Genomic DNA, 21854 nt, shown 5'->3' with positions numbered 1-21854 from the left:
GATCGGGGGCGCCTGGATGGCTGTAGGTACGGCCGGGTCATGCGGTGCGTTCAATTCCGTTCGCCAACTTCCGCCCCCTGGAGGTGAATCAGCCACACTCCGCGTGTCGCGCCGGGCAGCCGGGAAGAATCCCCCATATGACGATGACCACCGCCGAAGCCGACAAGATCCTCTCCGCCAACTTCGCCCCCTGGGTGCTCGACCTCGGACTGTCCGTCCAGGCCTTGGGCGAGGACCGCGTGGTTCTGCGTCTGCCCTGGTCGGAGCGACTGGCCCGGGAGGGCGGCGGGCTGTCGGGGCAGGCACTCATGGCGGCCGCCGACACGGCGACGGTGATCGCGGTCTCGGCCGCGCGGGGCGGCTTCGTGCCGATGACGACGGTCCAGCAGTCGACGTCCTTCCAGCGGGCGGTGACCGGTTCGGATGTCCTGATCGAGGCGGTCCTGACCAAGCTGGGCCGACGGATGGCGTTCGCGGACATCACGCTGACCGACGCCGCGTCAGGCGCGCTCGCGGCCCGCGCGAGCACCGTCTATGCACTGATGGGCTGACACGCCCGCGCACTGACGCACCGGCGCAGTTCTGCACTGACGCACCGGCACATCTCTGCACCGACACATAGACACGCTCGGCTACCGATCAGTAGCGTTCCGTTCCGATCACTTAGCGGAATCCCCGCTTCAGGGAATCTGCACATTGAATACTCAACCAAGTCACTGGCGCCCCCGGTTCTGCACATCCGCGCGCCCCCCGGCGCGCCTTTGGCGCCTAGTGCCGGATTCACCGCCCGGCGGACAAGGGCCGGGGTGGGGCGATGCCGTGCCGCATGTGAAGGAGTCGCCGACAAGCCGTGCGCGCGCCTGCACGGTTGGGTCTCCGGGTGAGGCAAGTGCGCTGGTGAGAGGCCTGCTTGATTGGAAGCGCGGCCCGCGTGCGTGCTTTGATCCATCGCACCGCGGGGGTCCCCCGGGCTCCCGGAGACGGGGGTTCGGCACCCGCGGTCGCGGCCGTCGTCTGTCCCCAGAGGGGGCCGCTTTCCCCCTTGTGAAATATCCATACGAAGGGAAGTTCCACCATGAACTCCACCCCCCAGGTTGAGACCGTCGAGATCTCGGACGCCGAGCTGGACAACGTCTCCGGCGGCCTTTCCGTGAACGCCCTGAACACCGTGACCGGCGCCGTCAACGGCATCGCCCCGGTTTCCGGCGCGCTCGACACGGTCGTCGGCACCGTCGAGGGTGTCACCGGCCTGAACGTGGCCCCGGCCACCGGCCTGGTCGCCGGTCTCTGATCGCGCCTCGGTGTCACCGAAGTCCCGGAGCCGTCCCACGGCTCCGGGACTCTCGGGTGCCCGTGGGTGCCCGATGCAGGTCGTAACGATGTCTCTCCTCGGGTGAGGGAAGTTCCGTGCAGTTCCGCCAACAGGCCCTCGCCAAGCTCCAGTCGCCGGAGGAGCTGGACCTTCCGGTGCGGCTGGCCCGCCCCCAGGGCTGGCTCGCGCTCGGCGTCACCGTCGTCGTCATGGCGGCGGCCTCCGTGTGGGCGGTGACCGGCTCGGTCGCCTCCACGGTGAGCGCGCAGGCCATCCTCACCCACGGGCAGGGCAGCTATCTGCTGCAGAGCCCCGTGGCCGGCCAGGTCACGGCCGTACTCGCCAAACAGGGCGAACGGCTGCCCGCGAACGCTCCCGTCGTCAAAGTACGCACGAGTCAGGGCGATTCGGTGGTCCGCACGGTCGCCGCGGGCCGCGTCACCGCGCTCGCCGCCACCATCGGCCAGATCATCCAGACCGGTGCGGACATCGCGGCGGTGGAGAAGGTCGCCCACGCCTCCGATCCGCTGTACGCCACCGTCTACGTCCCCGCCGAGAACGCCGCGGCCGTCCCGGAGCACGCCGCCGTGGACCTCACCGTGTCCTCGGTGCCGACCCAGCGGTACGGCGTGCTGCGCGGGCATGTGAAGTCGGTGGACCGGGCCGCCCAGTCCGCCCAGTCGATCGCCGCGTTCCTCGGGGACAGCCAGCTGGGCGAGCAGTTCACGAAGAAGGGCCGCCCGGTGGCGGTCCTGGTCGCGCTCGACCGGTCGTCCGGCACGAAGAGCGGCTTCCGCTGGTCCTCCGCCGACGGGCCGCCGTACCAGCTCGACTCCATGACCCTCGCCTCCGGTTCGATCCGGCTGGCCGACCAGCGTCCCGTCGATTGGCTGCTGCCGTGAGCACGACTCAGGAAACCCGCGGCCGCAGAAGAGCCGCCCCGGCCCGGCGCCCGGTCCCCAAGGCCCGCGGCGGCGCGGTCCGTACGCCGACCGTGCTGCAGATGGAGGCCGTCGAGTGCGGCGCCGCCTCCCTCGCGATGGTGCTCGGCCACTTCGGCCGGCACGTCCCGCTGGAGGAGCTGCGCATCGCCTGCGGTGTCTCCCGCGACGGCTCGCGCGCCAGCAACCTGCTGAAGGCGGCCCGCAGTTACGGCCTGACCGCCAAGGGCATGCAGATGGACCTGGCCGCGCTCGCCGAGGTGACGGCACCGGCCATCCTCTTCTGGGAGTTCAACCACTACGTCGTCTACGACGGCATGGGCCGCCGCTTCGGCCGGCGCGGGGTGTACATCAACGACCCCGCGAAGGGCCGCCGGTTCGTGCCCATGGAGGAGTTCGACGGCAGCTTCACCGGTGTCGTGCTCGTGATGGAGCCCGGCGACGGCTTCACCAGGGGCGGCCGCAGGGCCGGCGTGCTCGGCGCGATGCCGGCCCGGCTGCGCGGCACCGCGGGCACCCTGCCCGCCGCCGTGCTGGCCAGTCTGCTGCTGGTGGCGGTGGGCGCGGCGGTGCCCGCGCTCAGCCGTACCTACATCGACATGTTCCTCATCGGCGGCCAGACCTCGCTGCTGGGCGTGCTGTTCGCGTCGATGGCCACCTGTGTCCTGCTCACCCTGGTGCTGACCTGGCTCCAGCAGGCCAACCTGCTGCACGGCCGGATCATCTCCTCCACCCTCTCCAGCGCCCGGTTCCTGCGCCATCTGCTGCGGCTGCCGGTCACGTTCTTCTCCCAGCGCAGCCCGGCCGACCTGGTGCAGCGGCTGCAGTCCAACGACCAGGTCGCCGAAACCCTGGCGCGCGACCTCGCGGCGGCCGGCGTGGACGCGATCGTGGTCGTGCTGTACGCCGTGCTGCTGTACACCTACGACCCGCAGCTGACGTTCCTCGGCATCGGCGTGGCCCTGCTGAACGTGGTGGCGATGCGGCTGGTCGTACGGCTGCGCGCGACCCGCACGGCGAAGCTGCGCGCGGACACCGCACGGCTCACCAACACGTCGTACACCGGTCTCCAGCTGATCGAGACGATGAAGGCGACCGGCGGCGAGGACGGCTACTTCCGCAAGTGGGCCGGACAGCACGCCACCACGCTGGAGGAGCAGCAGCGGCTCGGCGTGCCGAGCGCCTGGCTCGGGGTGGTCGCGCCGACGCTCGCCACGCTCAACAGTGCGCTCATCCTCTGGATCGGCGGAATGCGGGCGGTCGAGGGGCACATCTCGGTCGGTCTGCTGGTCGCCTTCCAGGCGCTGGTCACCCGCTTCACGGCACCGCTCACCCGGCTCAACGGCGTGGCGGGCCGCATCCAGGACTTCGCGGCCGACGTGGCCCGGCTGAAGGACGTGGAGAACTTCCAGGCCGACCCGCTCTACGCCCGCCCCGGCGGTGCCGATTCCACGCGGCGGCTGCACGGGCACGTCGAGCTGGAGAACGTCACCTTCGGCTACAGCCCGCTGGACAAGCCGCTGCTGACCGGGTTCGACCTGAGCGTGGGCCCCGGGCAGCAGGTGGCGCTGGTGGGCGGCTCGGGCAGCGGCAAGTCGACGGTGTCCCGGCTGATCTCGGGTCTCTACACGCCCTGGGACGGTGTGATCCGCATCGACGGCCGCCGGCTGGAGGACATCCCGCGCGGCACGCTCGCCTCCTCGGTCTCCTTCGTGGACCAGGACGTGTTCCTCTTCGAGGGCTCGGTCCGCGACAACGTGGCCCTGTGGGACCCGTCGATCCCGGACGAGGCCGTCCTGGACGCGCTGCGGGACGCGGCCCTGTACGACGTGGTGATGCGCCGCCCCGGCGGCGTGCACAGCAAGGTCGAGCAGGACGGCCGGAACTTCTCCGGCGGGCAGCGCCAGCGCCTGGAGATCGCCCGGGCGTTGGTGCGGCGGCCCAGCATCCTCGTGCTGGACGAGGTGACCAGCGCGCTGGACGCGGAGACCGAGCTGGTCGTGATGGACAACCTGCGCCGGCGCGGTTGCGCCTGTGTGGTGATCGCCCACCGGCTGAGCACCGTCCGCGACAGCGACGAGATCGTGGTGCTCCAGCACGGCACGGTCGTCGAGCGCGGGCGGCACGCGGAGCTGGTGGCGCACGGCGGCGCGTATGCCGCACTGGTCAGGGAGCGGTGAGATGACGACTGTTCAGGAGGGGTACGAAGGCGATCTCGTACTCGGTGCGCTGGGGTCCATGGGCACGCGCGTCGACTGCGCGGGATCCAACCGGCTGGACCTGGAAGGTCCGCAAGTACTGTGGCTGGTCATGGCCGGTGCGCTGGACCTGTTCGCGGTGGACGCCGCACAGCAGGGCCACTGGCACCACCTCGGCCGGCTGGAGGCGGGCGCGCTGCTGCTCGGCCCGGTCGCCGGACCGCAGCACACCCTGGTCGCGCGCCCGGCGCGGGACTGTGTGGTGCACCGGATCAACCTGCGCGAGCTGTACCAGCCGGCCCACACCCAGACGTGGTCGTACGACGAGTACGGCAACCCGCAGTACGTGCCCCCGGCGTCGAGCCCGCTGGAGTACGCGGTCGCGCTGGGCGTCGGCCGTGGTCTGTCCGTCCTCTTCCAGGCTCCGATGGCCGAGGAGCCGTCCGCCGCCCCGGCGGACGACGACGTGTTCTGGATGCAGGTGCCGCCGGGCAGCGTGCAGTACGGCTCCCTGTACGGCGCGGAGGCCGCCGCCGACCTGTTGATGGACCCGGCGCTGTGGCAGAGCATGGTCGACCAGCAGTACCGGCTGCTGACCGCACTGGACCGGTGGATCGAGCAGCTGGAGCGCACGCACGAGACGCGTACGGCCGCGGGTATCAAGGCCGGTGAGGCGGTCCGCGCCCAGGCCGACCAGACCCTGCTCGCCTCCATCGGCAAACGCCCGGCCCGGCGTACGACGGCCGCGGACGCCGACGCCAGTCACGCGGCCTGCAAGCTCGTCGCCGAGGCGGCCGGGATCACCCTGGCCGAACCCGCGCAGAGCGGCACCGAGAGCGAACGTCTCGACCCGGTCGAGCGGGTGGCCCTGGCCTCCCGGGTGCGCACCCGGGCCGTCCGCCTGGACGGACGCTGGTGGCGCGAGAACGTGGGCCCGCTGGTCGGACACCGGGCGCTGTCCGGGGCGCCGGTCGCCCTGCTCTGGCGGCGCGGCGGGTATGTCGCCGTGCACCCGGGCACCGGACGCGAGACGCCGATCGAGAAGGCGAACGCGGAGGAGTTCGAGCCGCGCGCGGTGATGTTCTACCGGCCGTTGCCCGAGCGGGGGCTCAGCCCGCTCGGGCTGCTCCGGTTCAGTCTGCGCGGCACCCGCGGCGACCTGCTGAACCTGATGCTCGCCGGGCTGGTGACGGTGGCGATCGGCGCACTGGTGCCGATCGCCACGGGCAAAGTGCTCGGCGAGTACGTGCCCAGGGCCCAGACGGGCCTGATCGTCCAGGTCTGTCTGGCGGTGATGATCAGCGGGGTCGTGTCGGCCGCGTTCACGCTGCTGGAGAACCTGACCATCCTGCGTCTGGAGGGCCGTATCGAGTCGGCGCTCCAACCCGCCGTCTGGGACCGGCTGCTCAGGCTCCCGACCCGGTTCTTCACCCAGCGCTCCACCGGTGAACTCGCCAGTGCCGCCATGGGCATCAGTGCGATCCGGCGGCTGCTGGCGGGCGTCGGCCCGGTGGTCGCGCAGTCGGTGACGGTCGGGGCGATGAACCTCGGTCTGCTGCTCTGGTACAGCGTGCCCATGGCGCTCGCCGCGATCGGCATGCTCGTCGTCATCGCGGCCGTGTTCCTGGGGCTCGGGCTGTGGCAGGTGCGCTGGCAGCGCCGGCTCGTGACGCTCGGCAACAAGCTGAACAACCAGGCGTTCCAGACGCTGCGCGGCCTGCCCAAGCTGCGGGTCGCCGCGGCGGAGAACTACGCCTACGCCGCCTGGGCGGGGGAGTTCGCGCGCAGCCGGGAACTCCAGCAGAAGGTCGGCCGGATCAAGAACCTCACCACCGTGCTCGGCGCGGTCTACCTGCCGGTGTGCACCCTGCTGATGTTCATGCTGCTGGCCGGTCCGGCCAGGGGCGCGATGTCGGCGGCGGCCTTCCTCACCTTCAACACGTCGGTGACGATGGTGCTGACCTCGGTCACCCAGCTCACGGGTTCCTTCGTCTCCGCGGTTGCCGCGCTGCCGCTGTTCGAGGAGATCAAGCCGGTCCTGGACGCCACGCCCGAGGTGCGCACGGCGAGCACCCGGCCGGGCCCGCTGTCCGGCGCGGTGGAGGCCCGCCGGCTGTCCTTCCGGTACGCCGACGACGGCCCGCTCGTCCTGGACGATGTGTCCTTCGCCGTCCGGCCGGGCGAGTTCGTGGCGGTCGTCGGCCCCAGCGGCTGCGGCAAGTCCACGCTGCTGCGGCTGCTCATCGGCTTCGACAAGCCGGTCTCGGGCAGCGTCCTGTACGACGGGCAGGACCTGGCGGCCCTGGACCAGTCGGCCGTGCGCCGGCAGTGCGGGGTCGTGCTCCAGCACGCGCAGCCGTTCACCGGCTCCATCCTGGACGTCATCTGCGGCACCGAGCCGTACACGCCGGAGGAGGCGATGGCGGCGGCCGAGATGGCGGGCCTCGCGGAGGACATCAAGCGCATGCCCATGGGCCTGCACACGATCGTCGCGGGCAACGGCGCGATCTCCGGCGGGCAGCGGCAGCGTCTGATGATCGCCCAGGCGCTGATCCGGCGCCCGCGCATCCTCTTCTTCGACGAGGCGACCAGCGCCCTCGACAACGACACCCAGCGCATCGTCATCGAGAGCACCCGCAAGCTCAACGCCACGCGCATCGTGATCGCCCACCGCCTGTCCACGGTGCTGGACGCGGACCGGGTCGTCGTCATGGAGGACGGCAAGGTCATCCAGCAGGGCCCGCCCGGCCGGCTGCTCGCGGACACCGGGGGGCGGCTGCACGAGCTGGTGCGCAGGCAGCTGGCATAGGGCGTCCGGCCGGGTCGCCGCGTCGGCCCCCCGGGCGACCATGGTGCCCGGGGCAGCACGGGAGACGCTCATGACGGACACCGCGGTACTGATCGCCGGTACGGGACCGGTCGGCCTGACCGCCGCCCTCGAACTGAGCCGGCGAGGTGTCGCCTGCCGACTTGTCGACAGGCTTGCGGAGCGGGCCGAGACGGCGCGCGGCCTCGCGCATGACCGGCTGACCTGCTACTGCGTGCCGCCGGAAGGGGTGGACGCCGGCCCGCTGCCCCTGCCGGTGCTGCGCGACGGCCGAGGTGAGTTCCGCGAGCGGTACGGGGCATCCGGGAGCGAGGCGTTCCTCGTACGCCCGGACGGGTGTCTCGGCGCGCGGGTTCCCCCGGCCGGCCCCGGGCCGCTCCGCGCGGCGCTCACCCGGGTGTTCGCCCCCGGGCCGGTCCGGGCCTGAGGGTCAGTCCAGGCCCGGCACCGGCGCGCCCGAGGGCACACCGGCTCCGACGTAGCCGTCGTAGAACTCCTTCCAGGGCGCGCTCGCCCCTGCGTGGGGCCCTTCGAGGCGCGTGCCGCTGGCCTTGGCGTCCAGGGCAGCGAGGCAGACCTCCCAGCCGGCGCCGTTGCGGGCGGCGGTGTTCTCGGCGACGAGGACGTCGGTGAGGGTGAACCGGGTGCGTCCCTCGCCTGCCGCCTCCAGGTCGATGTGGAGTTCGTCGCCGCCCCACTCGAAGGAGAGGTGGCGGGGCGGGTCGACGGCGAGCACCTTGCCGGTGGACTCCGGCAGGTTGGGGTCGCCGCTGAACCGGATGGCTCCAACCGGGCGCAGGTCCATCTCGGCGCGGGAGGGGAACCACTGGGCGAGTTCGTCCGGGTCGGTCACGAACTGCCAGACGCGGTCGACGGGGTGGTCGTAGGTGCGGCTGAAGCGGACGGCGGGGCGGCCGTCGTCGAGGGTCAGGTAGGTGCCGGTGAGCTCGACGGACATGGTGTTTCGTCCTTCGCGACGCGGGGTGTCAGGTGTCGTCCGACGTCTCGTCGAGGCGGCGGCCAAGCCGGTCGGGGCTGCTGTTCCACAGCCTGCGGTACGGGGCGAGCCAGGCGTCGAGGGCGGCGATCGGGGCCGGGTCGAGAGCGTAGACGCGGCGCTGCGCGTCCTGCCTGACCCGCACCAGACCCGCCTCGCGGAGCACCTTCAGATGCTTGGAGGTGCTCGGCTGGCTCAGTCCGCATGCCTCCACGATCTCCCCGACGGGCCGGGGCCGCTCCAGGAGCAGAGCGACGATGGCCCGCCGGTGGGGGTCGGCGAGAGCGGTCCAGAGCGCGGCGTCGGACATGGGACCAATATGCCTCTGCGGTTATATTCCCATCAAGGAATGTATGGTCGTGGGCCCAGCGGGCCGGGCCCTCAGAAGTTGGAGATCACACTGGTCAGCACCTCATTGAGGATCTTCGGGTCCTTGGCGTCGTAGGCGTGCGCGCCGGTGGCGGCGGCGATCTCCTCCAGCACGGTCCTGCCGTTCACGTCCTGCTGGTCGGCCTTCGACCCGTAGGCCACCGTGAACACGCGGACCCGCTGGTCCGGGGTGCCGATCCTGGCGAGCACGTCCTTGAGGGTCGGAGTGGGCGGAACACCCTCGTTGCGGCCGTCGGTGAGCAGCACGATGGCGTTGATGGCCGCCGGATCGTAGTCCTTGCGCATGGAGTCCACCGCCGCGTCGACCGTGCCGTACAGGCCGGTCGCGCCGTCGGGGACAAGGCCGCTCACCTCGGCCTTGAGTGCGTCGCTGCGGGTCAGGCCGTGGTGGTCCGTCAGCTTCTCCCCCATCGGACCGATGTCCACCAGGGGGAGGTAGTGGTGCTTGCCGCCCAGATTGGCAGCGTTCGAGAACTCCCACAGTCCTACGCGGTCGGTGTCGGCGAAGTAGTCGAACAGGGCGTGTTCGGCTTTCTGCAGCAGCTGCATCTTGGTCCGGCCGGTGCCCGGCACCTTGTCGTCCATCGACTTGGAGGTGTCGATGACCACGAGCACGTTGGCCCTGCGGCGCAGGGTCGCCCACACCTGCTGCAGCCGGTCGAGCACCTGGCCGTCGGGCGCGTCGTAGCCCTTGGCCTGCGGGGCGTCGAGGGCGCCGTGATCCTGGTCGATCCCCGTGTGCGGGAGGACTTTGTTCTCGTGGGTCCGGTAGCCGTACGGCGCGAAGTACTTCCGGTACGCGTCAGCGCTGTGCAGATAGTTCAGGAAGTCGTCCGACACCTTCTGCTTCGCCTTGCTCATGCCCCCCAGCCGGACGTAGGGGTGGTCGCTGGCCGGGTCGCCGTCCTTCGGGTAGAAGGAGACGAGGCGCGTCTTCGGCTCGCCCCTCTTCTTGCAGCCGCGCGCATAGCTGTAGGCCCCACAGGGATACCCGTTGTTGTAAGCGACGACCGCGCTCTCCTCGACCGTCACGGCCGAGATGTACTTGAGCACCTCCTCGCGGCCGCCCCTGTCGTCCGCGGCACGCAGATTGGCCAGGAAGGTCAGGGTGGTGTCGCCGTAGTGGACCACGGACTTCTCGATGTTCCGGACGAAGGCCTGGTTGGCGGACGAGTCGACGTCGCGGACGGACAGCTCGCCGGTGGTGCCCGTCTTCGCGTAGAAGGCGCCGACGGTGGCGTTCAGTCCGGACGTGGAGTAGTCGGGGTTCGTCTTCCCCAGCTTGAGGGCGCCCCACTGCTTGTTCCCGTGCTCCCTCCAGAAGTGCGTGGGGTCCTCGGCCCACTTGGCCAGGTCGCTCCAGCCGATGGTGGCCTCCGGCCAGCCCATGGTCCGCGCCATCGGCTCGGGCATCGCGATGGTGAGCGGGCTGGTCACGATGGACTGCGGCTCGCTCTCCGGCAGGAGCCGCCGCCCTTCATTCGTCGTCCGGGCCAGGTCGACCCACTCGCTGCCGGCGGGCGACCACACGTCGGGGCGCGGCCCGTCGCCCTCGGGCCAGCCTCGGCGCAGGGCGCGCATGGCCGTGCCGGAGTTGACGGACGACACCTCGATCTTCACGCAGGTGCCGTCGGGGCTTCGCCGCGGCTTGTAGGCACTGGCGGCGTCGTCGAGGGACTTCGAGAGGTCGATGGACGCGGCGACGTGAAGCTTGACGCGGGCCTGGGACACCGCGCAGGACTCCAGCGCCGAGCCGGTGGACGAAGTGCCGGAATCGTTCGTGCCGTCGTGCAGGACGGCGACGGGCACTCCGACCACGGCCACCAGGCCACAGGCTATGAGGGCGGCACGGGTACGCCTGGAGGGCCGGACCCTGCCGCCCGAGCCGATGCGTGACAGCAGCGCCCGCAGACCGCGGGGCGGGCGCTGGGCGGACGACGGCTTCCCCTCCTCGGGCGCCAGCGAGGCGAGGATCCGCACGGCCACCGCGGCCGCACTCCATGCCGCGATCTCCTGGGAACCGCCGGCGTCCGCCCGGCGCTTGCCCCCGTCGGCCTTGTCACTGATCCCGCGGATCGTCAGCGTGTCGATTCCGCCGACGATCTGGGCGGCCCGGCGCACGCCGGCGCTCTCCATCTCGATCGCGACGGCGTCGTCGTAGTTGCCGCGCAACAGGTCGCCCAGTTCGGAGTTCTCCCGGTCGAGCACGACATTCCCGGAGGCGATCGGCGCGACCTTGACCCGGCCGGCGATCTCACGCCCGAAGGCCATGTGCCTGACGTGCTGGAGGAGCCACCACGGCGCCTCCCACTCACGGGGCCGGTAGTGGCCGCCGTCCGGGCCTTGCTTCTCGCGGTAGTCGTAGATGCGCTCGCCGATGACGACGTCGCCGATCCCCACGCCGTCCTTCAGGCCGCCGGCGACGCCGACGAAGAACAGGACCTTGGGCCGGTACAGATCGTGGGCGTGCTTGGTGACCACGGCCGCGTTGTCGTTGCCGGGACCGGTCTGCGCCAGGACGACGGTCCACGGGGTGCCGGGCAGCCGGCCCCGCTCGAAGATCGTGCCACCGTCGACGTCGTCCCTGGTGAGGTCCCCGAGTCGCCCCCGCACCGCGTCGTACTCGACCTGCAGCGCGGTCAGGATCACCGCGACGGGACCAGAAGAAATGTTTACCACCTGTAACCGATTCTCGACTCAGAGCCCCCATGCCGACGGCGCCACCGTAGCGGACACCGACGCACCAGGGGACCAGGTCGAACCACTCCGGAAAACGAAACGTTGCCGTTTCGCTGAAACTCCCCTACTCTCCATGTGTACGAAACGGTTTCGTTTAGGCCGCTGTCGCGCCTCCCCCTCGAACTCCTCGAACGACTTCCCTGGAGTGGTTCCCCATGCCCCAGAACACCCTGACCGACGGCCCCCGCACGGGGGCCCTCGCGAAGGCTCACGCCGAGGCCTCGGCCAGGCGGTGGTGGATCCTCGCGATCATCGCCGTCGCCCAGCTGATGGTGGTCCTCGACGCGACGATCGTGAACATCGCCCTGCCGTCCGCCCAGGCCGACCTCGGCTTCTCCAACGACAGCCGGCAGTGGATCGTGACCGCCTACGCGCTGGCCTTCGCCTCACTGCTGCTGCTCGGCGGGCGGATAGCCGACCTCTTCGGCCGCAAGCCCGCCTTCCTCATCGGCGTCGTCGGCTTCGCCGCGGCCTCCGCGCTCGGCGGTGCCGCGAACGGCTTCACCATGCTGGTCGTCGCCCGCGCCCTGCAGGGCGCCTTCGGTGCGCTGCTCGCTCCGGCCGCGCTGTCCCTGCTCAACACCACCTTCACCGACGCCCGGGAACGGGCCCGTGCGTTCAGCGTGTACGGCGCCATCGCGGGCGCCGGCGGCGCGGTCGGCCTGCTGCTCGGCGGTGTGCTGACCGACGCGCTCGACTGGCGCTGGACCCTGTACGTGAACGTGGCCATCGCGGTGGTCGCCTTCGTCGGCGGCTGGGTACTGCTCGGCAACCACCGGGACGCCGCCGGCGCCAGGCTCGACGTGCCGGGCACGGTCCTGGTCGCCGCCGGCCTGTTCTCCCTGGTGTACGGCTTCTCCAACGCCGAGACCCACGACTGGGGTTCGCCGCTGACCTGGGGCTTCCTGATCGCGGGCGGACTCCTGCTGGCGGCCTTCGCCTGGTGGCAGGCCCGGGCCGCCCACCCGCTGCTGCCGCTGCGCATCCTGCTGGACCGTGACCGGGGCGCCTCGTTCCTCGCGGTGCTGATCACCGGCGCGGGCATGTTCGGCGTCTTCCTCTTCCTGACCTACTACCTCCAGCTCAACCTCGGCTTCAGCCCCACCAGGACGGGCGTGGCCTTCCTGCCGATGGTCGGCGCGCTGATGGTGACCGCACAGGTCGGCACCACGGTCCTGATGCCCCGCATCGGCCCGAAGGCGGTCATCCCGCTGGGCTTCGCGATCGCCACGGCCGGCATGGCCTGGCTCACCGGCATCGGGCTCGGCTCCCACTACGTCAGCGCGGTGCTGCCGCAGCTGATCGTGATCGGCGTGGGCCTCGGCATGGTGATGCCGCCGGCCATGCAGCTGGCCACCGGCGGGGTGGCTGCCGAGGACGCGGGTGTCGCCTCGGCGACCGTCAACGCCATGCAGCAGGTGGGCGGTTCGATCGGTACGGCCCTGCTGAGCACCCTCGCCTCGAGCGCCGCCACCGACTACCTCTCGGGCCACAACCCCGCGAGCAAGGTGGTGCAGGCGCAGGCGACGATCGAGAGCTACACCACCGCCTTCTGGTGGTCGGCGGGCCTCTTCGCCGCGGGCACGGCCATCACGTTCCTGCTCTACCGGCGCGGGGTGCCGAAGCAGGACGCCGGGGCCGCACCCGTCGTCCACATGTAGGGCCGTGTTCCATGGCCGGAGGGGCCGCCGTCAGCAGGGAGACGGCGGCCCCTCCGCGCTGCCGTGTGGAGGTATGCGCAAGGCGTCGGCGGCGCTGGGCAGCGCCTGTTCCTCGTCGTGGTCTCCGGCAGCGCGGCCGTGCTGGTCCCGTGGTGGCTGACCGACGGCTGGCAGGCCGGTGACCGGTGGCTGCCGCTGCGGCTGCTCGGCCTCGTTCCCCTGGCGGCCGGTACCGCGGTGATCCTGGAAGCCTTCACGCGGTTCACCCTGGAAGGGCTCGGCACCCCGGCGCCCGTCGCGCCGCCCGCGCGGCTCGTGGTGAGCGGACCGTACCGGTACGTCCGCAATCCGATCTACCTCGCGGTCGTCGCCGTGCTGTGCGGCCAGGGTCTGCTGCTCGCCCGGCCGGCGCTCTTCGTATACGCGGCCGGCCTGGGCCTGGACACTCACCTGGGCGTTCGTCCGCCGGGACGAGGAGCCGGGGCTGGTGCGCCGGTTCGGCGCGGAGTACGAGCGCTGCCGGCGGGCGGTGCCGGCCTGGTGGCCACGGCGCACGCCGTGGCCGGACACCTGAGAACGCGTCGCGCCCGGCACGGCAACTGTCCGTGCACGGGCGGGTGTTGGCGTCGTCACCTCGTGTACGACACGAGTCACCAATTCGTGGTGTGGACACCTGTTGAAACCAGTTGTTTTTCGCCGCTCCCCGGGACGACCCCCCACAGGCCGTGCCCAGGGAGCGGCTTGGTGCCCGGAAGCCGGCGGGCGGCCCCACTCCGCCCGTCGGTCCCGGTGCGAGATCGCGGGTTCCCCGCTCCAGGGGCCGCACTCCCCAGTTGCGAGCCTGATCCGGCGATGCGGGGACCGCGCGATCCCGGTCCCTAGAAGGAGAAGACGCTGCTGTTGAGCGCATCCTTCATGCAGGTGTTGCCGAAGCTGCGCTCGTAGGAGACGCGCTTGCCCTGCCAGACGCCCTGGACGGTGACGACCACGGGGTCGTACAGCTTGGTGCACCAGACGTCGTCCCGGGCCTGCAGGGCCGAGAAGTCGCCGCCGATGCCGCGCAGTTCGGCGCAGGCAGAGGCCGCGGCAGGGTGAGTGCCGGAGGCCGTCGGCGCGCAGTTCAGGGTGACGGCGCGCTCCGGAGTGGCCGTCGCCGCGTTGTCGCCGTGGCCGGTGGTGAGGACCAGCGCCGAAGGGGCGTAGAGCGACGACGGGCCGGCAGCCGGTGCAGCGCCGGCGGCCCCGGTCAGGGGTCCGCAGACGGCGGCGGCCGTGAGGCCGAGAGTCGCTGCCCAGCGCGCGGTGTTCCGCATTGTGTGCATCCTTCCGCTCGAAACAGACGGGTCGCGCTCCAGCCCGGTCGGCGCCGGAGCGGCGAGCGACACTCTGCCGAGTCCGTCGACGAAACACACATCGAACCCACATCTTTCAGTAACCTTGCGTGTTGAAACAGTGGCGTGAAGTTACGGAAATCGACCGCGTCGACCCCATGACTGAGCGGTTCTTGATCGCAGGTGGCGGTCGAATGGCTGAAAACCACCGCTTAGTTAATAGGCCTGAAACATTCCGGCTCAGCCCTCGGCGAACCCCTTCGTGACGCCTTGTGTTCATGAAACCGTCGGAGTAATTGTGATTACATGATTACGACAGAGCAGAGAGAGAAACTGCGCGGCTGGTTCGCCGGCCGCCTGCCCGACGATCTCTTCGAGGAACTGGTCGAGGTGACCCCCGACCGTGAGGAGATCACCGTGATCGGGCGCGTCCCCGAGCCGCGGCTCGCCGAGGGCGCCTCGGACGCCGAGCGGGAGGCCGCCGTACGGGCGCGGATCCAGGAGTTCCGGGAGCGGACCCGCGACGCCCGGATCGAGGTGGCCCGTGAGGCCGAGCACCTGTTCCACCGGAAGGTGTCCTGGGGCGTGGTGTGCGGTGCGGAGCGCGCCCTGTTCACGCATGTGGCCGCGCCGGTGATGACCCGGCTGCGGCAGCCCGAGCGGCAGGTCCTGGACACCCTCATCGCCGGGGGCGTGGCGCGCAGCCGCAGCGACGCCCTCGCCTGGTGCGTGCGTCTGGTGCAGCGTCACACCGACGACTGGCTGGCCGAGTTGCGCGAGTCCCTGGAGCACGTCCAGCGGGTCAGGGCGCAGGGACCGGACAGCGAGGAGGTGGCCGATTCCTCCAGTGACGACGGCGAAGATGGATGAAACGTCTTCTGGCAGGGGTCTTCTCCGGCGCCTTACCGTCAGCAGACCCCTCCGGGACGTCCTCCCTCCCGCGTCGCACACCCCTGCGGCTGCGACGGTCGTCCGTCACCGCCGCGCCACGAAGCGCTCCACCGCCGCATACTCGCTGGAGCCCGCCTTGACCGCTCAGTCCCCCGACTCCCCCGCCGCGCCGCCGTCCCTGACCGAGGTCGAGCCCTACGGCGTCGAGCGCATCCCGGACGCGGACCGCACCGCGACCCCGCTCGACCTGTTCCGGGTCGCCTTCGGTGGTGCCAACACGTTCTCCACCTGCGTCCTCGGCGCGTTCCCGATCCTATTCGGGCTCTCCTTCTGGCAAGGACTCGCGGCGACCCTCCTGGGGGTCGTCGCAGGCGCGCTGATCCTGTGTCCGATGGCCGTGTTCGGCCCGGTCAACGGCACCAACAACGCCGTGTCGTCCTCCGCGCACCTGGGTGTGCACGGCCGTGTGGTGGGCTCGTTCCTGTCGCTGCTGACGGCCGTCGCGTTCTTCTCCATCTCGGTGTGGAGCTCCGGCGACGCCCTGGTCGGCGGCGCGCACCGGCTGTTCGGTCTGGAGCGCAGCACGCTGTCCTACGTCGTCGCCTACGCGCTGTTCGCCGGGCTGGTCCTCGCCGTGTGCGTCTACGGCTTCCGGTTCATGCTCTTCGTGAACAAGATCGCCGTGACTTCGGCGACCGTGCTGTTCCTGCTCGGCGCGATCGCCTTCGCCGGTGACTTCGACGCCTCGTACGCCGGTGTCTTCACGGCCTCGGCGGACGCGGCGACCAAGTCGCTGTTCTGGCCGTCGTTCATAGGTGCGGCCCTGATCGTGCTGTCCAACCCGGTGTCGTTCGGGGCGTTCCTGGGCGACTGGTCGCGCTACATCCCGGCGGACACCCCGCGCCGCAAGGTGGTCGGTGCCGCGTTCCTCTCGCAGATCGCGACGCTGCTGCCGTTCGTCTTCGGTCTGGCGACCGCGAGCATCATCGCGACGAAGGCCCCGAAGTACGTCGACCCGGCCGCCCCCGACTTCGTGGGCGGACTGCTGGCGATCTCGCCGAGCTGGTTCTTCCTGCCGGTGTGCCTGCTCGCGCTGATCGGCGGCATGTCGACGGGCACCACCTCGCTGTACGGCACCGGCCTGGACTTCTCGTCGGTGTTCCCGAAGCTGTCCCGCGTCCGGGCGACGCTGCTGGTCGGGGTGCTGTCCATCGCGTTCATCTTCATCGGCCGGTTCGGCCTTGACCTGGTGCAGTCGATCTCGACGTTCGCCACGATGATCATCACGTGCACCACACCGTGGATGGTCGTGATGATGCTCGGTTTCTACACCCGCCGCGGCTGGTACGACCCGGACGCCCTGCAGGTCTTCAACCGCCGTCAGCGCGGCGGCCGCTACTGGTTCGCGCACGGCTGGAACTGGCGCGGCATGACGGCCTGGTGGGTGGCCGCCGTGATCGGCGTGCTGTTCACCGACATCCCGGGCCAGTTCGTCGGACCGCTGGGCGACCTGGCGAACGGCGTCGACATCAGCCTGCCGCTGTCGCTCGCGGTCGCCGCCGTGCTGTTCCTGGCGCTGCTGCGGCTGTTCCCCGAACCCCGGGCGGTGTACGGGCCCGAGGGTGCGCGCCTGGCCCGTACCGTCGAGGCCCCGGTGCCGCCGATCACCGGTCCGGGTGCTCCGGCGGACGAGGTGCCGACCGTGCTCGCGGCCGAGGGCGGCCGATGACCGGGTGGTTCGACCTGTCGGTGCCCGTGGCCACCGGGATGCCCGTCTGTCCCGGTGACCCGGAGGTCACGGTCTCGCCCGCCCTGCGGGCTCCGGCCGACGGCGTCAACGTCCTGTCCCTGCACCTGGGTTCGCAGTCCGGCACCCACGTCGACGCGCCGTACCACGTAGACGACGCCTGGCCCCGGCTGGACGAGCTGCCGCTGGACCGGTTCGCGGGGCCCGCGGTCGTGGCCGACGTCCGCGGGCTGCCCGTCCGGGCGCCGATCACCCCGGCCCTGCTGGCCCCCGCGCTCGACGCGCTCGCCGAGACGCCGGGCGCGCTGCTGCTGCTCGTCACCGGCTGGTCGGCGCACTGGGGCACGGACGCGTACCTCGCCCACCCCTGGCTGACCCCGGAGTCGGCCCGGGCCGTGGTGGCGGCGGGCGCACGCACGGTGGCCGTCGACGCGCTCAGCGTCGACCCCACGCCCCAACCGGGTGATCCACAGGCCGACTTCGGACTGCCCGCCCATCGGATGCTGTGCGGCGCCGGCGGGGTGATCGCCGAGAACCTCACCGGGCTGGAGCGGCTGGTGGGCGCGGCGGCGGTGGAGGTGTTCCTCTTCCCGCTGCGGCTGCCCGGGGCGGACGGCGCTCCGGTCCGGGCGGTCGCCCGGGTCGGCTGAGCGCCGTACGGGCCGTCGCCGGCCGCCGGGCCGCAATCCCCGGCAAGCGGCCGGCCGCGCCCGAGGCCCCCTGCCGACGTGCGTCTACTCGCCAGTATGGTCGGGCCGCAGCGCGTACTCAGCAACGAGAGGCGGACGGCCGGATGGCGAAGCACTGGGCGGACTTCCAGTACGAGATCTATCTCAACGGGATGTCAGGGGCCGTGCCCCGGCTGCCTACGGACCTGACCCGGCTGGAGGAGCTGGCCGCGCACCGGCTCGGGCCCGGCCCGGTGGGCTATGTGGCGGGCAGCGCGGGCGACGGCAGCACGGCACTCGCCAACCGGGCGGCCCTGGCCCGGCGCCGGATCGTGCCGCGCATGCTCAGGGACGTGCAGGAGCGCGACCTGTCGGTACGGGTGCTGGGCCGCTCCCTGCCCGCGCCGCTGGCCCTGGCCCCGGTGGGCGTGCTGTCGATCATGCATCCGGACGCCGAGTCCGCGGCCGCCCGGGCCGCCGCCGCGCAGGGGGTGCCCTACATCCTGTCGTCGGCGTCGAGTACGCCGATGGAGCAGGTGGCGGAGGCGATGGGGGACGCCGAGCGCTGGTTCCAGCTGTACTGGGGCAAGGATCGTGAGGTGACCCGGAGCTTCCTCGCCCGGGCGAGGACGGCCGGGTACTCGGTGCTGGTCGTCACCCTGGACACCCCGCTGCTGGCGTGGCGGCCGCGCGATCTGGACCAGGCATATCTGCCGTTCCTGCACGGGGTGGGCACCGCCAACTACTTCACCGACCCGGCCTTCCGGTCGGGTCTCGACAAGCCGGTGCACGTGGACCCGAACGCGGCGGTGCTGCACTTCCTCGGGCTGTTCGGAGACGCGGGCCACACCTGGCCCGACCTGGGGTTCCTGCGCGAGCACTGGGACGGGCCGATCGTTCTCAAGGGTGTCCTGCACCCGGACGACGCCCGGCTCGCCGCGGACGCCGGGATGGACGGGGTGGTGGTCTCCAACCACGGGGGCCGGCAGGTGGCCGGCTCCGTCGCCGCGGCCGACGCGCTGCCCCGGATCGCGGACGCGGTCGGCGACCGGCTGACGGTGCTGTTCGACAGCGGGGTGCGCACCGGCGACGACGTGTTCAAGGCCCTCGCCCTCGGCGCCCGGGCGGTGCTGCTGGGGCGGCCGTACGTGTACGGGCTCGGCCTGGAGGGGCAGGCGGGCGTGGAGCACGTCGTCCGCTGTCTGCTCGCGGAGTTGGACCTCACGCTCGCCCTGTCCGGACACGCCACCCCGGCCACCGTCACGGCGGACGACCTCGTCGAGGCCGCCGGCTGACAGGCGTGTGTCCCGCCGCAGGCCAGCGGCGGGACACACCGATCGCCGCTACGTACCCGTTCCGGGCAGCTCCGCGGGCTGTGCGGACGGCCCTTGGGTGCCGGCTATCGACAGCGAGCCGGGTCCGGCCGACGGCCCGTCGGTCAGCCAGCGCTGCCCGGCGGAGCGGTCCCTGACCTTGACGACGATGTCGGCGCCCGCGGTCTCGCCGGCCGTGGCGAGGGCGAGGGTCTCGTCCCAGCGGGGCAGCAACTCGCCCTGCGCGGTCAGGCCGTAGCGCACGTCGTCACCGCGCCGCGCGCCCACGTCGGCGCAGGTGCCGAGGATGACGACGCCCGCGTCGGCGTGCGAGTCCAGACAAAGGCCGGAGCCGGCCACGCTGCGCAGCAGCCCGTCGGTCTCGTACGTCCACCGCTGCGTGGGCGCGGAGGAGCAGACGGCGAGCGTGGCACTCGCGCCGGCCGCGGGCTCGCCCTTGATGTCCAGGCACAGGTCGGCGGCGGCGTTGTGCAGCCGGGTCGCCCGGCCGGCCGTGGGAAGACCCGCCTTGCCGGGTGCGGTGGCCGAGCCGGTCGGGGACCGGGCGTCGGTGCCGGGGGCGGCGCCCGTCGAGGCGACCGGGTCGGTGGTGTCGCCGCCGTCCGGCCACACGCTGATCGCGAGGACGGTCGCGAGCAGCCCGGCCGAGGCGACCCCGACTCCGGTGAGCAGCGTCCTGGACGACCAGCCGTCGTCGGCCGCCCGGCGCCCGCGGGTGCGGGTGAAGGTCCCGGGTTCTGCCGTGCCCCGCCGGCGGCCACCGGGCACCGCGACCCTGCCGAGCAGTCCGGGCTTGCCGCCGCCGCGTCTGCGCCCACCGGAGCGCCGGGAGGTGCCCCGGGTGCGCGCGGGGCCGGGCCGCCGGCGGCCGGGGCGCGACTCCAGGTACCGGCGGGCGCCCCAGCCGAGGACCGCCTCAGCGAGCAGCACGCCGAGTCCGGCCTCGATCTGGCCCAGTTGTTCGGCGGCGTGCCGGCAGTAGGGGCAGGCGGAGAGATGCTGCTGGACGTCCGGCAGCAGTGCGCCGCCCCGGCGGATCGGTACGTCGAGAAGGCGGTTGTAGTGGCGGCAGTCGGTGCTCGGCGCCAGTTCCCGATGGGCGCGGACACATCCTTCCCGGAATGTGTCGCGGGCCTGATCGAGTGCGGCCGCCGCGCTGTCGAAGTCCATGCCGAGCAGTCCCGCGGGGACGCTTATCGGTTCGGCCTCGACCTCGGTGTGCCAGAGCAACGCCTGTTCGAGCCGGGGAAGGCTCTGGAAAGAATGTTCGGACAGTGCACGGTTTTCCGGTATCAGGGACTTCGCGGTACGCATACCGCGACCACCGGCGGGTTTCAGAAGACCCGGCAGGACGTCGGCTATCGGGTCCGTGGCGGCCCAGTTCACGACGGTGTCCCGGACCGCCACGAGCAGGCGCGGCCGTATCGCGTCGGCGGGTTCACCGAGCGCGAGCCGGTCGAGAACCTGGTGGAAGGCCGCGGCGCAGACCATGTGGGCGAGGGGCCCGGGTGCGGCCAGGCAGATGACCGCGTAGTCGTGGACCGGCTGCCAGTGCCGGGCCATCAGGAGGGCGGCGGACCGGGAGGCCTCCGCGTCGGAGCCGGCGCGCAGCGGCGCGGCGAGGGACTCGTCCGACTCCCCGGTATCGCCCCCTGGGGGCGGATAGGGAGGACGAGGGGGGTGGGGGGTGGGCACTGAGTGGATTCCTTTGTGCGTATGGCGAGTTGGCGCCCATCTCGGGGATGTGCGCGCGGGGAGCGGGAATTCTCCGGTGCGGCACTACCGGCCCGGTTCCCCAACTGCCGAAAGGACTCCGGCGATTACCCCCCGCACGGTCGTTTCAACCCTTGCACAACTTCCACACATGCAACAAGGCGCACGTACGACATCGGCCGGTTTGAAAGAAAGTCAGAATTCGGCAGGGGTCGCAGGTCCGCCGCTGCGGCTTTCGGTTTTCCGTGCGCCCCGTGTGAAGGGTGCGCACACACCGGTCGGCCGCGCACGCTCCCGGGGCCTGCGGTCCGGGAGTGGACTGGGTTCCGGCCCTCTTCGAAGGCCTCGCGCAGAACGGCGGCTCTTCTGCGCGGAACCGGCCGCCGGCCCCGTTCCTCCCGCCCGCGGCCGGCGGCCCCGGCGGCTTCCCCCGGCGGCCGTGGGCGGTGTCGGATCCGCCCGGATCAGATCTGCCAGGAACGGAGCCGGTCGGCCGCCCCGTACACATCGGCCTTGCCGGACATCAGGTCGCGGGCGAGGTCGACCAGGGCGCCGTAGGGCGGGTCGATGCCGACGCCGCTGACGAACATGTAGGCCACCGCGGTCGCGCAGGCGAAGCGGGCGTTGGCCGCGGGTAGTGGCTTGAGCATGGTGAGGGTGTGCAGCAGGGCGGCGGCCCGCCAGGCCGGATCGGAGTCCACCCCGAGCCGGGGCGGGTCGACACGGTGCCGGGCGACGGCGGCGACCAGCGCGGAGAAGTCGTCGACGGTGGGCTGATCGGGCAGGACCTCCTCGTGGCGCTGGAGCAGCCACGGGACGTCGATATGAATGACGGAGGGCATCGCTCAGGCGGCCTCGCCCTTGGCGGGGGCCTCGTCGTCGGGGAACGCGGCCGCGAACTCCTCGGCATGGGCGGTGAAGAAGCTCCGGAAGGCCTCCGCGCCCTCCTGCAGCGCCCGGTGCCGGGCGATGTCGGCGGCGGCGGCCTCGCGCACGAGGGCCTTCATCGACGTACCCCGCTCCTTGGCGATCTGCCGCAGGTCCTCTAGTTCGCGTTCGCTGAACTCCACGTTGAGAGCTGGCATGCCCCTCACGGTACCGCGCG

19 protein-coding genes are annotated in these 21854 nt (G+C 71.7%); 12 read left to right on the top strand and 7 right to left on the bottom strand.

Annotated features, from left to right (window positions below; genetic code table 11):
• Positions 1–137 precede the first annotated feature (137 nt).
• From FB157_RS21675 to FB157_RS48585, 6 genes are all read left to right on the top strand, one after another.
• Positions 138–551: a PaaI family thioesterase gene (locus FB157_RS21675; protein ID WP_145882165.1), complete on the top strand. Its 414-nt coding sequence runs from the start codon at positions 138–140 to the stop codon at positions 549–551.
• Positions 552–1075: 524 nt separating this feature from the next.
• Positions 1076–1291 carry a type A2 lantipeptide gene (locus tag FB157_RS21670; RefSeq protein WP_145882163.1) on the top strand — a complete coding sequence of 72 codons (216 nt, stop codon included), beginning with the start codon at positions 1076–1078 and terminating at the stop codon, positions 1289–1291.
• Positions 1292–1407: 116 nt separating this feature from the next.
• Positions 1408–2214, top strand: coding sequence for an HlyD family efflux transporter periplasmic adaptor subunit (locus FB157_RS21665; protein WP_145882161.1), 807 nt, complete (start codon positions 1408–1410; stop codon positions 2212–2214).
• Positions 2211–4433 carry an NHLP family bacteriocin export ABC transporter peptidase/permease/ATPase subunit gene (locus FB157_RS21660; RefSeq protein WP_145882159.1) on the top strand — a complete coding sequence of 741 codons (2223 nt, stop codon included), beginning with the start codon at positions 2211–2213 and terminating at the stop codon, positions 4431–4433. The genes FB157_RS21665 and FB157_RS21660 overlap by 4 nt, the downstream gene beginning before the upstream one ends.
• A gap of 1 nt (position 4434) precedes the next feature.
• Positions 4435–7260 carry an NHLP bacteriocin export ABC transporter permease/ATPase subunit gene (locus FB157_RS21655; protein WP_145882158.1) on the top strand — a complete coding sequence of 942 codons (2826 nt, stop codon included), beginning with the start codon at positions 4435–4437 and terminating at the stop codon, positions 7258–7260.
• A 70-nt stretch (positions 7261–7330) separates the two neighbouring features.
• A complete protein-coding gene (locus FB157_RS48585; RefSeq protein WP_261386421.1) occupies positions 7331–7705 on the top strand; it encodes an FAD-dependent monooxygenase in 375 nt (124 codons plus the stop codon).
• Positions 7706–7708: 3 nt separating this feature from the next.
• On the opposite strand, the gene FB157_RS21645 is transcribed toward FB157_RS48585, so the two are convergent.
• From FB157_RS21645 to FB157_RS21635, 3 genes are all read right to left on the bottom strand, one after another.
• Positions 7709–8236, bottom strand: a complete 528-nt coding sequence (locus FB157_RS21645) for an SRPBCC family protein (protein ID WP_145882156.1) — start codon at positions 8234–8236, stop codon at positions 7709–7711.
• A gap of 28 nt (positions 8237–8264) precedes the next feature.
• A complete protein-coding gene (locus FB157_RS21640) occupies positions 8265–8585 on the bottom strand; it encodes a helix-turn-helix transcriptional regulator (RefSeq protein ID WP_145882155.1) in 321 nt (106 codons plus the stop codon).
• 71 nt (positions 8586–8656) lie between these two features.
• Entirely contained in the window at positions 8657–11314 is a 2658-nt protein-coding gene (locus tag FB157_RS21635) for a substrate-binding domain-containing protein (protein ID WP_186581625.1), read from the bottom strand.
• Between the two features lie 245 nt (positions 11315–11559).
• On the opposite strand from FB157_RS21635, the gene FB157_RS21630 reads away from it, so the two are divergent.
• Positions 11560–13065 (top strand): MFS transporter, encoded by a 1506-nt coding sequence (locus FB157_RS21630; protein ID WP_145882151.1) that lies wholly within the window; start codon positions 11560–11562, stop codon positions 13063–13065.
• Between the two features lie 63 nt (positions 13066–13128).
• Positions 13129–13947 carry a methyltransferase gene (locus tag FB157_RS48580; RefSeq protein WP_315903829.1) on the top strand — a complete coding sequence of 273 codons (819 nt, stop codon included), beginning with the start codon at positions 13129–13131 and terminating at the stop codon, positions 13945–13947.
• Here the strand turns inward: FB157_RS48580 and FB157_RS21620 are convergent.
• Positions 13944–14378: a protease inhibitor gene (locus tag FB157_RS21620; RefSeq protein WP_145882149.1), complete on the bottom strand. Its 435-nt coding sequence runs from the start codon at positions 14376–14378 to the stop codon at positions 13944–13946. The two genes, FB157_RS48580 and FB157_RS21620, sit on opposite strands and share 4 nt — an antisense overlap.
• Positions 14379–14702: 324 nt before the next feature.
• Here FB157_RS21620 and FB157_RS21615 point away from each other — a divergent pair, with 324 nt between their 5' ends.
• The 4 genes from FB157_RS21615 to FB157_RS21600 all read left to right on the top strand — a co-directional run bounded on the left by FB157_RS21615 (position 14703) and on the right by FB157_RS21600 (position 18997).
• Positions 14703–15266, top strand: coding sequence for a hypothetical protein (locus FB157_RS21615; protein ID WP_145882147.1), 564 nt, complete (start codon positions 14703–14705; stop codon positions 15264–15266).
• Between the two features lie 157 nt (positions 15267–15423).
• Positions 15424–17016: a cytosine permease gene (locus FB157_RS21610; RefSeq protein ID WP_145882145.1), complete on the top strand. Its 1593-nt coding sequence runs from the start codon at positions 15424–15426 to the stop codon at positions 17014–17016.
• A complete protein-coding gene (locus tag FB157_RS21605) occupies positions 17013–17684 on the top strand; it encodes a cyclase family protein (protein ID WP_145882143.1) in 672 nt (223 codons plus the stop codon). Before FB157_RS21610 ends, FB157_RS21605 begins: the two co-directional genes overlap by 4 nt.
• 143 nt (positions 17685–17827) lie before the next feature.
• Positions 17828–18997, top strand: coding sequence for a lactate 2-monooxygenase (locus tag FB157_RS21600; protein WP_145882142.1), 1170 nt, complete (start codon positions 17828–17830; stop codon positions 18995–18997).
• A gap of 48 nt (positions 18998–19045) precedes the next feature.
• Here the strand turns inward: FB157_RS21600 and FB157_RS21595 are convergent, their stop codons facing one another.
• From FB157_RS21595 to FB157_RS21585, 3 genes are all read right to left on the bottom strand, one after another.
• A complete protein-coding gene (locus FB157_RS21595) occupies positions 19046–20731 on the bottom strand; it encodes an RICIN domain-containing protein (protein WP_145882140.1) in 1686 nt (561 codons plus the stop codon).
• Between the two features lie 482 nt (positions 20732–21213).
• A complete protein-coding gene (locus tag FB157_RS21590; RefSeq protein WP_145882138.1) occupies positions 21214–21591 on the bottom strand; it encodes a toxin Doc in 378 nt (125 codons plus the stop codon).
• 3 nt (positions 21592–21594) lie between these two features.
• The gene (locus tag FB157_RS21585) at positions 21595–21834 is read right to left on the bottom strand and encodes a hypothetical protein (protein ID WP_094221974.1); all 240 of its coding nucleotides are present in this window, start codon (positions 21832–21834) and stop codon (positions 21595–21597) included.
• Positions 21835–21854 lie beyond the last annotated feature (20 nt).

Origin of the sequence: Streptomyces sp. BK340 (genome assembly GCF_007827595.1) — a bacterium.
Taxonomy (GTDB): Bacteria; Actinomycetota; Actinomycetes; order Streptomycetales; family Streptomycetaceae; genus Streptomyces.
The sequence above is the reverse complement of the archived record's forward strand: the minus strand, read 5'-3'. Positions and strand labels throughout refer to the sequence as shown.